Below are 10,394 nucleotides of genomic sequence, written 5' to 3'. Positions count from 1 at the left end.
GAAGTTCGCAGTGATGCCCTTCGGTAGTTCATCCTTGTTGGAGATTGCCGCGAGCGGGTCGGCGGTTTCGCCTTCCTTGATGGTGATACCGGTTGGAGCCGGGGTGTACTTCTCGGCGTCGGTGAGGCGCTCGACGGTGAGGTCGGTCTGGATCTCTTCGCTGGTGCCGTCGGGGTAGGTGACTTCGACGGTCACCTTCTTGGTGCCCACGGAAGAGGTGTCGACCTTGCCCTTGAAGTTCGCAGTGATGCCCTTCGGTAGTTCATCCTTGTTGGAGATTGCCGCGAGCGGGTCGGCGGTTTCGCCTTCCTTGATGGTGATACCGGTTGGAGCCGGCTTGTACTTCTCGGCGTCGGTGAGGCGCTCGACGGTGAGGTCGGTCTGGATCTCTTCGCTGGTGCCGTCGGGGTAGGTGACTTCGACGGTCACCTTCTTGGTGCCCACGGAAGAGGTGTCGACCTTGCCCTTGAAGTTCGCAGTGATGCCCTTCGGTAGTTCATCCTTGTTGGAGATTGCCGCGAGCGGGTCGGCGGTTTCGCCTTCCTTGATGGTGATACCGGTTGGAGCCGGGGTGTACTTCTCGGCGTCGGTGAGGTCGTTGACGTGGACGTCGACCTTTACCTCGTCCGTGCTTCCGTCGGTGTAGGAAACGACGATGGTGGCGGTGGTATCGCCGGGCTTTGAGGTATCGACCGCGTTCTTGAAGGTGACGTCTTTGACCGGGAGCTTGTCCAGGTTGGTGATGGCCTTCTTTGCGGCGTCGTTGGTCACCTTCGCGCCGACCTTGGTAGCGATACCGTTGCCGATGATCGGATCATATTGATCGTTTTGCGTCGTCACGGTGATAGGGACGTTGAACGCAGGGGAGACGGAGCCGTCAGCAAATGCAATCTGGACGGGCACGTTGTGCTTGCCCTTGAGCGACAAGTCATTGGGGCGCGCAACAATTTTTCCGTTTTCGATGCGTACCCAGTCGCGGTTGTTGTTCACATCGGAGACGAAAAGCTTAGCCCCCTGCGGGGTTGCAGGGACGTCGTTTTTGTTTGCAGACGTTGCGTCAATGAATTTGGGGCCGTCTACTGCACCTGAATCTTGAACGCCGACTGTGATCGACCCGCGGAAGTCGGCCGTGAATCGGGCTGCGTTCTTCAGATTCCCGACGAAGATCTGAAAATTCGGGATGTCGTACTCGGGGCCCTCATTCTCCCCGTACATAAACGTGAATGGGAGTTCTACCCACCCAAGTTCGGGAGAATCTTCGGCGACTGTAATTTTCGTACCGATGGTTTTGCCGGGGGTGTCGTACGTGATCTCGGCGTCGTTGCCATCTACGGCGTAGAAATCGTTGGCGTTATGGCTCGCATCAAGGATGCTTTGGTCCTTTTCAACCTTGTATTCGATCTTGTCTTTGTTGTCTTTCAACGGCCAGTCGACGTTCGTTCCGGGGTCACGGATCGGGTCATCGAAGGCTACTCCTTCGAAGATCTTGGTTTCGCCCGGTGCAATAACAATTGGGTGCCGGGGGAACTTAGGCTCGTAGCGGACAAAATCAGGCAACTTTTCTTTGTCGATGTCGCCGTTGCTGTCTCGCGGAATGCCGTCGCGATTGACGTACAGGGTGATGCTTGTTTTGAACGTGGAGCCAGACGGATCCTTCGCCTCGGTGAAGAGCGTCCAAACATTTTGGTTCATGCCGTAGCCGCTGTCCGGCACATCCTCGGGCACTTTGACGGTCACGCTGCCGTCGTCATGGAACTCTGCCCAATCTGGATTCTGCCAGGCCTCGCTGCCAGCAGGTTGCGTGGACCATGTGAGTCCTTCAGGCGTGCTGCGCTGCACTGTTTCCGGATAGAACTCCCAGTATTCGGGGGCGAGGATCTCTATTGTTTCGCCCGGGTCAGCAACGTAGTAATCGGCGTAAGTCGGCCGGTACGTCAGGAACCAGGGCAGCTTGTTTTCGTTGGTCCCCTGGAGTCCGACGCTCGGAACCTCCGTGTCCTCTCTGTCCGGAACCGCGGCCTGTGCGTACGCGGCGACCGGAGCGGTCACACTGACTGCAGCGGTGCCGGAGATAGCCAGCGTAGCTGCCATGGATGCGGCGAGGGCCGGGCGAAGATCAATCTTGCGGGGGGTGAAGAAAGACCGCATGTAGGTCCCTTTCTGAGGAGACGGCTAATAGGAAGAATCAGTCCCGGGGAACCTTATCTACGGCACCAAACTGTTTTGAAAAACGCTTGATGCAGGGTTGGAGGGACCTTTGTATGGAATGTTACGGCATTGGTCATACAAAGGCACGGGGAGGCGCTGATGCGTGTCGCCAAAATGGGGGTAGGCGGGAGATCCCAGCGCAGTGCGGGTGGGGTGGCTGAAAACGGGGCCCGGCAGCCAGCGGAGCACCTTGGATTTCCCTGGAATCGTCGGCGCTCGTCGCGAGTTCTTAGTGGCGGAAGTTGCCCACCCAACGCTGCCAGGCGTGCTGGGCGTCGGAGGAGAAGCCTCCGGGCTGCGGCGCGGCCGCTTCCTGCGGTTGCTCGGAGGGGGCTGCGGGGGCTTCCGGCGCTGCCGGCTCGGGCTGCGGCTGGCCGGGCTGCCCGGCCTGCTCAGCCTGGTTCGCCGGCTCGGCCGGTGCCTGCGGCTGCGAAGCGCCCTGCTGGTCCTGGCTGTCGTTGGCGCCATCGTTGAGGCCCATCGGACGCAGTGCCTCGGAGGCCTGCTGTGCTGCCTCGCTGGCGGCGGACTGTGCTGCGGATTCGGCCGCGCTCGCCGGGTTCTCCGCACCTTGTTCGCCCGGTCCACCCTGGCCGCCCGGGGCTGCGGATGCGGTCGGCTCCGTCGCCGGTGCGGCGGTCGTGGGCTCGCTGTCCTGGGCGCCGGCGGTGCCCGGGGTGCCCGCAGCGCCCGGCTGTGCCGAATCGTTCGCGCCGCCGGTGGTGCCCGTGGTCGCCTGCGCCTCGGGGCCTGCCACCGCAGTCGTGGGCATCACGGTCGTGGGCACCACGTTGGTGGGGCGGAAGACGCGCGTGGACTGGTTCGACGGTTGTGCGGTACCCACCACCGCGTGCTGCGGCGCGTACGGGTCGGAGTTCAGGTTGTAGTTGGAACCGCCGCCCTGCTGGGCGGGCGCGGCCTGGTACGCGTCGGTGTCGTGGTGCGCGTTCTGGTGGCGGGGGTCCTGGTTGTCCTCGCTGGTGGTGGAGGAATTGTGGTCCGCGGGGGCGTCGCTAAGCGCCGTTGCCTTCGTGGACTTCGAGATTGCAGACTCGGTGCTGGAGGCGGAGGTGTCCGGGTGCTTCGTGTTGCTGTCCGTGACGTACCCGGCCTGCGCGGAGCGGTCGGAGGCGGAGGTGTTGAACACCACGATGCCCACCACGATGGCTACCAGGATGCCGGCCGTCATGAAGAGGCCCACGCGGGGCTGGTTGTCCTTCATCGCTCCTCCTCTCGCATGTCACACTATTGAGTCAAAAGTATTACAACCCTATAACAAGAGTTGCGCTGAAGCCGTTATAGCACGCCGCAGGGGAAAGTTTGTGTCCGAGTGATCGCAAACACACCCGCAGCGGCGCGATCGTGGTAGACCTAAGGGGCAAACTGCCCAAATTAGAAGGAGACGCCGATGAGTACGTGGGACGAGGAAATCTTTTCCATCGACGCCAACACCGATTTTCTCGACGAGCTGGATACCCTCGAGGGGGACGAGCTCGAGCAGGCGCTTATCGACGCCGTGCTGCTGGCCGCCAACCAAGACCCCAGCACCGTCAACGAGGACGAGCTGCTGAACGCCCAGGCTGCGGCGACGATCGTGGCCATCTGGTCCGGCGCCCCCTTCTCCGCGGGCGAGACGGCCGATACGTACACCTTTATCCGTACGCACAACGGCGCGCTGGACGAGGAAACTGCGGAGGCGGCCACGTCCGTGCTCGAGGCTGCGGCCGAGCACACCGACTCGGACCTGGACCAGTTCCTCGAAGCGCTGGCGTAGGCGCGCGAGCATGATCATCGCAGTCGAAGGCATCGACGGCGCCGGGAAGAACACCCTGGTCCAGGCGCTGCGCCGCGAGCGGGGTGCGGACGCGCTGGCGTTCCCCCGCTACGCAGACTCGATCCACGCGCAGCTGGCGCAGCGAGCGCTGCACGGGAAGATGGGCGACCTGACCGACTCCGCGTACGGCATGGCCACCATGTTTGCGCTGGACCGCTTCGGGGCGAGGGCGGACATCGCGCGCTACAAAGGCAGCGACGAGCTCGTGATCCTGGACCGCTACGTGGCGTCCAACGCGGCGTACTCCTGGGCGCGCACCGGCGACGAGACGGTGGTGGAGTGGGTCCGCGAGCTCGAGTTTGACCGGCTCGGCCTTCCTCTGCCGGACCTGCAGGTGCTCGTGGATACGCCCCCGGAGGTCGCGCAGGAGCGGGCAGTCCAGCGCGCGGCGCAGGACGCCTCGCGCGAGCGCGACCGTTACGAGCGGGATGCGCAGCTGCAGCGCGACACCCACGGCGCCTACGTGTCCCTGGCGGAATCCGGCTGGGTGAGTCCGTGGATTCGCACCAATGATGCGGGCACTATTATGCAAGCAGTGAAAGACTTCTACGCCAAGGAGCCGTGATGCAGCCGAAGATCCTCGTTGTTGATGATGACCCAGCCATCAATGAGATGCTCACCATCGTGCTGGAGGCCGAGGGCTTCCGCACCGCGTCCGTCCAGGACGGCGCGGAGGCGGTGGACGCGTTCCATAGCTTTGACCCGGACCTGATCCTGCTGGACCTCATGCTCCCGGGTGTCAACGGCATTGACATCTGCCGCGAAATCCGCCGCACCTCTCCGGTGCCCATCGTCATGCTGACCGCGAAGACCGACACGGTCGACGTGGTGCTCGGCCTGGAATCCGGGGCGGACGACTACATCACCAAGCCGTTCAAGCCGAAGGAGCTGGTGGCCCGCATTCGCGCCCGTCTGCGCCGTACCGACGACCAGGCCAGCGACGTCCTCCACGTGGGCGACCTGACCATTGACGTCCCGCAGCACATTGTCAGCCGCGGCAGCGAGGAGATCTCGCTGACCCCGCTGGAGTTCGACTTGCTGCTGGAGATGGCTCGCAAGCCCAACCAGGTGCACACCCGCGAGGAGCTGCTGGAAACGGTGTGGGGCTACCGCAACGCATCGGACACCCGCCTGGTCAACGTGCACGTACAGCGCCTGCGCTCCAAGATCGAGCGCGACCCGGAGAACCCGGAGATCATCCTGACCGTGCGCGGTCTGGGCTACAAGACCGGCAAGCCGGGGGTGTAGCACATAAAGCGCAACGCAGTCTGGCGGGCGAGAGAGCGCGTCGCAGAATCTTGGCGCACCTCCCTGCAGGTTCGGTTCGTGGGCACGGTGCTCATCGTCTCCACCGTGGTCATGCTCGTGCTCGGCTTCGCCATGGCTTCCGTGGTCACCCAGCGCATCGCCGCCACCAAGCTCGACGCGGCGAGCGTGGAGATTGACCGCGCGCGGGTGATGGTGGAGGACCAAGTCAACACCACCGGCAGCGCGTCCTCCCTGCAGGTGCGGCTGAACTCAGCGCGCGCCGCGCTGACGCAGCGCTCCCAGCAAAGCGCTGAGGCCCCGAGCGTGTACGAGCCGGTCCTGGTGGTCAGCGGCGGCCCCGGCGCCGGTACCTCTTCGCCGGAGTCCTTCTCCATCCCGGAGCGGCTGCGAACTTACGTGTCCGAGGGCAACGTGGCCTACCAGTATTCCAGCGTGGAGCGCGCTGACGGCACGACCTACAACGCCCTCATCATCGGTACGCCGACAAACGCGGACGTGCAGGACCTCCAGCTGTACCTGGTCATGAACATGGACAACGAGGCCTCCACGCTCGCGCTTATGCGCGGCCTGATCGCGTCGGCGGCGGTGATTGTCATCGTGCTGCTGGTGGGCATCGCGTGGCTCGCCTCGCAGCAGATCGTCGCGCCTGTGCGCTCGGCGTCGCGCACGGCGGAGCGCTTCGCCTCCGGCCACCTCCGCGAGCGTATGCCCGTGGACGGCGAGGACGAGATGGCGGTGCTCGCACTGTCCTTCAACAACATGGCGGACAAGATCTCGCAGCAGATCAACCACCTCGAGCAGTACGGCGACCTACAGCGGCAGTTCACCTCGGACGTCTCCCACGAGCTGCGCACCCCGCTGACCACGGTCCGCATCGCCGCCGACATGATCGCCGCCAATGAGGACGAGCTGGACCCGGCGACCAAGCGCGCCTCGCAGTTGATGATCAGCGAGCTCGACCGCTTCGAGGCCCTGCTCACCGACCTGCTCGAGATCTCCCGCCACGACGCCGGTGTCGCTGACCTCTCGCTGGCAAACATCGACGCCCGCGCGCCCATCGAGTCGGCCTGGGCACAGACGAAGCACCTGGCAGAGGAGCTCGAGGTCGAGGTGCTTTTCGACGTCCCCGAGGACCCCGTCAACATCGAGGGAGACCCGCGACGCATCGAGCGCATCGTGCGCAACCTCATGGCCAACGCCATCGACCACTCCGAAGGCAACCCGGTGCGCGTGGTGCTGCGCGCTAACGACGAGGCCGTCGCCATCACCGTCACAGACGGCGGCGTGGGCCTCCAGCCCGGCCAGGAGGAGCTGGTGTTCAACCGCTTCTGGCGCGCGGACAAGTCGCGCAAGCGCCATTCCGGCGGCACCGGGCTGGGCCTGGCCATTGCCCGCGAGGACGCGCTGCTGCACAAGGGAACGCTCGACGCGGCGGGCACCCCGGGCGTGGGCGCGCAGTTCCGGCTCATTCTGCCGCGCCACACCGAGGACGGGTTCACCGAGGAGCCCCTGCCGCTGGTCGCCCCGGGGGCGGAGCTGGAAGCGGCGGCGGAGCCTGCGGAACCTGCGGGGCCGGCGGCACAAGAAGACACTGCGGCGCTGAAGGAGGCGACAGATGCGGAGGAACGGTAAGGCCAAGGCGGCGGTGGCGGTGGCGTCGATAATCGCCCTGACCACTGGATGTACCTCCTTGCCCGCGAATACTGACCCGCACGTGCTGCATCCCTTTGACGAGCAGACCGCGGGCGGCCCGGACGTGACCCCGGTGCAGGGGCGAGAGCCGGACCTGCTGCTGCGCGACTTTTACAGCGCGGCCGCGGTTCCCGCCGGCGACTACGAGGCGGCGCGCGCGTTCCTCACGGGCGACGCGCGCTCGGCGTGGGACCCGCGCGTGCAGACGCTGGTGGTGGACAGCCTCGGGGTGACCACGCTGGTCGGCAGCGCGGGGAACAAGCGCAGCTTCAGCGTCCACGGCGACGTGGTCGGCGAGCTGCACGACGGCGGCGCGTTCACCCCGGAGCACGGCTCGTACGAAGCCACGATCGAGCTCGAGCTTGTCGACGGCGAGTGGCGCATTTCCTCGCTTCCGTCCGGCGTGGTGCTGGAGCGCAGCGAGATGCGCGACGAGTACCAGCCCTACGACCTCTACTTCTTCGACCCCGCCGGCAACGAGCTCATCACGGATCGTCGCTGGGTCTACGCCCGCCGCGAGTCGCTGCCGAGCGCCCTGATCTCCCTGCTCACGCAGGGGCCGTCGGACCGCCTCCAGCCCGCGGTGTCCGGCCCGAACGCGCTCGCCTCTGCGGAGGAGGAGGACGCGACGATCGCATACACAGGCTTCAGCGACGGCGCGTACGAGTTCACCGGCTTCGGCGGCATGGACGAACAGACGCGCAAGCAGTTCGCCGCGCAGGTGGTCTGGACGCTCGCCTCCGCCGGCGTGACCGGGCCCTATAACCTGCAGGCCGACGGGGAAGCGCTCTTCGACGGCGCCGACAAGCTCACCGTCGACGACTTCGCCGAGTTCAGCCCCCTCGTGGACCTCGTGGGCGACAGCACGCTCTATTCGCTTACCGACGGCCACGTGTCCCGCGTCAGCGGCGGCACCGCCAGCCAAGTCGACGGCCCGCTTGGGCAGGACGGCAACGTCATGACCGCCGACATCTACGGCGAGGACGCCTGGGCCGGGGTCTTCGGCGACGGACCCGAGGGCGAGGACGACGCGTTCCGCGTCGGCCGCTTCGGCGGAGGAGACGAAGAGGTAGTGAAGGGCAAGACGTTCTCCAGGCCCACCTTCGAGCCGGACGCGGCCGCCGTGTGGATCGTTGCGGAAGGTAAGAACGTGCTGCGCACGTGGCGGTCCACCGCCACCGGCGAGTACACCACGAGCGAGATCACCGTCGACCTGCCGGAAGGGGTGGAAGGCAACATTTCGGTGCTGCGCCTGTCGCGAAGCTCGGCGCGCGTCCTCATGATCATCGACGGTCATCTGTACACCGGCATCGTGCAGCGCGGGCAGACCGGCGATCGCTCCATCGTGAACGTGATGGAGTACGCCTCCGAGCTCGGCGGGTCGTTCATCACCGCCGAGTGGCAGCCGGACGGGTCGCTGCTGGCCGGCACCTCCAGCGCGGCCGCGCCGGTGCTGCGGGTGGAGCAGGACGGTTCCTCCACGACCACGCTGTCCGCGGGCAACATTTCCGCGCCGGTGGTGGCCGTGGGCACCTCGCCGAACATGCTCTACGTCACCGACGCCAACGCGTTGCTGCAGATGCCCATCTCCGGTGCGGATAACCCGCTGTGGCGCGAGGTCCCGGGCTTGCTGGGTACCCGCGCGCTGCCGATTGTGGCCCGCCACTAGGCAGCGGTGCCGGGGGAGGGGGAAGACAATGCTTGGGGGCGTCGCCGACCTGATCCTGCCGCGCTACTGCGCCGGCTGCGGCGAGCCGGGCGCGGTCCTGTGCGGGCGTTGCCGCACCCTGCTGGCGGCGCCGCCGACCCGCGTATTTCCCAACGTCGCCGTCCACGCGCCCGTCTTCGCGCTCGGCCCGTACGCGGAGGCGCACCGCGGCGTCATCCTTGCGATGAAGGAGCGCAAGAACCTCGCGGTGCGCCGCCACGTCGGCGCCGTCATCGGGGCCGCGGTGGAATTCCTCGAGGTGCGCGGTGACCTCGCGGACGTGGACGTGCTCGTCCCCGCGCCGACGCGTGCCGCGAGCGCGCGAGAGCGCGGCGGCGACCCGGTGCAGGCCGTGTGCCAAGCGAGCGGGCGCGCGACGGTGCCCGCGCTGGAGTTGGACCCGCGTACCGCGGACCAATCCGAGCTGGACGAGGCGGGCCGCAGGGCCAATCTGGCGGGGGCGGTGCGGGTGACGGCTACCCCCGCTGGAAACGTAGTGGTCGTAGATGACGTGGTGACTACGGGGGCAACGCTGGGGGCGAGCGTGGCCGGGCTCCTGGCCCACGGGGTACGGGTCGTCGGCTGCCTCACGCTGGCCGAGGCGTGAATGAAAGTGCAGGCAAGGGTGGGTTCTGCGTGGTATACGTGCCACCGGCTGCGTGGCGCGGGCGCGTTCAGGAAATTGGGCGGGAGTTCTTTGGAAAAACAGACATATTGGTTATGACCAGTTGTATAGTGGACATAGACCGAGTTCCTACTACTCAAGGGAGGACGCAGATGACTTCTGCAGACCAACACGACAGCCTGAGCCCCAACGCGCAGGTGACCATCACCGGCCGAAATGTCGATGTCCCTGAGCACTTCCAAGAGCGCGTGAACGCCAAGCTTGCCAAGGTGGAAAAGCTTGACCCGTCGCTCACCTTCTTCCACGTCGAGTTGCAGCACGAGCCCAACCCGCGCCGCGAGGCGCAGGCGCAGCGCGTGCAGATCACCGCAACCGGCAAGGGCCACCTCGCTCGCGCCGAGGCGAAGGAGGACAGCTTCTACGCCGCGCTCGAGTCCGCGCTGGGCAAGATGGAGCGCTCCCTGCGCAAGGTGAAGGTCCGTCGCCAGGTTGCCCGGTCCGGCCATCGCGCGCCGAAGTCCACCGGCCAGATCGCCGCTGAGCTGGCGCAGGAGGCCGAGGAGGCACGCAACAAGGCGGAGAACAACTACGACGTTGACCCGTACGCGGCCACCATTGAGGACGTGGAGCCGGGCCAGGTCGTGCGCCGCAAGGAGCACCCCGCCACCCCGATGAGCGTGGACGAGGCCCTCTCCGAGATGGAGCTGGTGGGCCACGACTTCTTCCTCTTTGTGGATGAGGAGTCTAAGCGCCCGTCCGTGGTGTACCGCCGCCACGCCTACGATTACGGCCTGATCGTCCTCGCGGACGCCGAGGCCTAAGCGCTGACGCCGGCTGTACCGCCCGCGCATCCCGAGTTCGCACGGGGTGCGCGGGCGGTTGTTGTATGCGGTGGCGGAGGGAAGGGGGGCTCGGGGGCGTCGATAAGCATGCGCCCTTGCGCTCACATCAACCTTTTACCGGACAGTCAGGCCGGTGGTTGCCAACAGCTGGAGGAATATGCGTACAATTGCCCGTTGGTACACCATAATGAACTCCACGTAGAACGCGTTTTTCGC

The 10,394-nt window shown here is 65.8% G+C and carries 9 protein-coding genes; 7 read left to right on the top strand and 2 right to left on the bottom strand.

From position 1 onward, the window contains the following. Positions 1–2,148, bottom strand: a 2,148-nt coding sequence (locus CKJ85_RS10335; RefSeq protein WP_255396023.1) for a Rib/alpha-like domain-containing protein, incomplete at its 3' end; no start/stop codon positions are given. A 289-nt stretch (positions 2,149–2,437) separates the two neighbouring features. Next, positions 2,438–3,430, bottom strand: coding sequence for a hypothetical protein (locus CKJ85_RS10330; protein WP_095554257.1), 993 nt, complete (start codon positions 3,428–3,430; stop codon positions 2,438–2,440). A 186-nt stretch (positions 3,431–3,616) separates the two neighbouring features. Between CKJ85_RS10330 and CKJ85_RS10325 the strand changes: the two genes are divergently transcribed. The 7 genes from CKJ85_RS10325 to hpf all read left to right on the top strand — a co-directional run bounded on the left by CKJ85_RS10325 (position 3,617) and on the right by hpf (position 10,157). Beyond that, positions 3,617–3,982: a DUF4259 domain-containing protein gene (locus CKJ85_RS10325; protein ID WP_095554256.1), complete on the top strand. Its 366-nt coding sequence runs from the start codon at positions 3,617–3,619 to the stop codon at positions 3,980–3,982. 10 nt (positions 3,983–3,992) lie between these two features. Next, entirely contained in the window at positions 3,993–4,607 is a 615-nt protein-coding gene (locus tag CKJ85_RS10320) for a dTMP kinase (protein ID WP_095554255.1), read from the top strand. After that, a complete protein-coding gene (mtrA, locus tag CKJ85_RS10315; protein WP_095278806.1) occupies positions 4,607–5,290 on the top strand; it encodes an MtrAB system response regulator MtrA in 684 nt (227 codons plus the stop codon). The genes CKJ85_RS10320 and mtrA overlap by 1 nt, the downstream gene beginning before the upstream one ends. Before the next feature lie 63 nt (positions 5,291–5,353). Beyond that, positions 5,354–6,943, top strand: coding sequence for an MtrAB system histidine kinase MtrB (gene mtrB / locus CKJ85_RS10310; RefSeq protein WP_279326477.1), 1,590 nt, complete (start codon positions 5,354–5,356; stop codon positions 6,941–6,943). Beyond that, complete coding sequence (locus CKJ85_RS10305; RefSeq protein ID WP_095554254.1) at positions 6,927–8,672, top strand: LpqB family beta-propeller domain-containing protein; 1,746 nt, start codon at positions 6,927–6,929, stop codon at positions 8,670–8,672. The genes mtrB and CKJ85_RS10305 overlap by 17 nt, the downstream gene beginning before the upstream one ends. Positions 8,673–8,700: 28 nt before the next feature. Further along, positions 8,701–9,318 carry a ComF family protein gene (locus CKJ85_RS10300; RefSeq protein ID WP_095554253.1) on the top strand — a complete coding sequence of 206 codons (618 nt, stop codon included), beginning with the start codon at positions 8,701–8,703 and terminating at the stop codon, positions 9,316–9,318. 170 nt (positions 9,319–9,488) lie between these two features. Then, positions 9,489–10,157, top strand: coding sequence for a ribosome hibernation-promoting factor, HPF/YfiA family (gene hpf, locus CKJ85_RS10295; protein WP_095536395.1), 669 nt, complete (start codon positions 9,489–9,491; stop codon positions 10,155–10,157). The last annotated feature ends 237 nt before the right edge of the window (positions 10,158–10,394 follow it).

The sequence above is a fragment of the Corynebacterium sp. NML 150383 genome, from assembly GCF_002285085.1.
Classification (GTDB): domain Bacteria; phylum Actinomycetota; class Actinomycetes; order Mycobacteriales; family Mycobacteriaceae; genus Corynebacterium; species Corynebacterium gottingense.
This window is presented reverse-complemented; position numbering and strand designations above follow the sequence as displayed.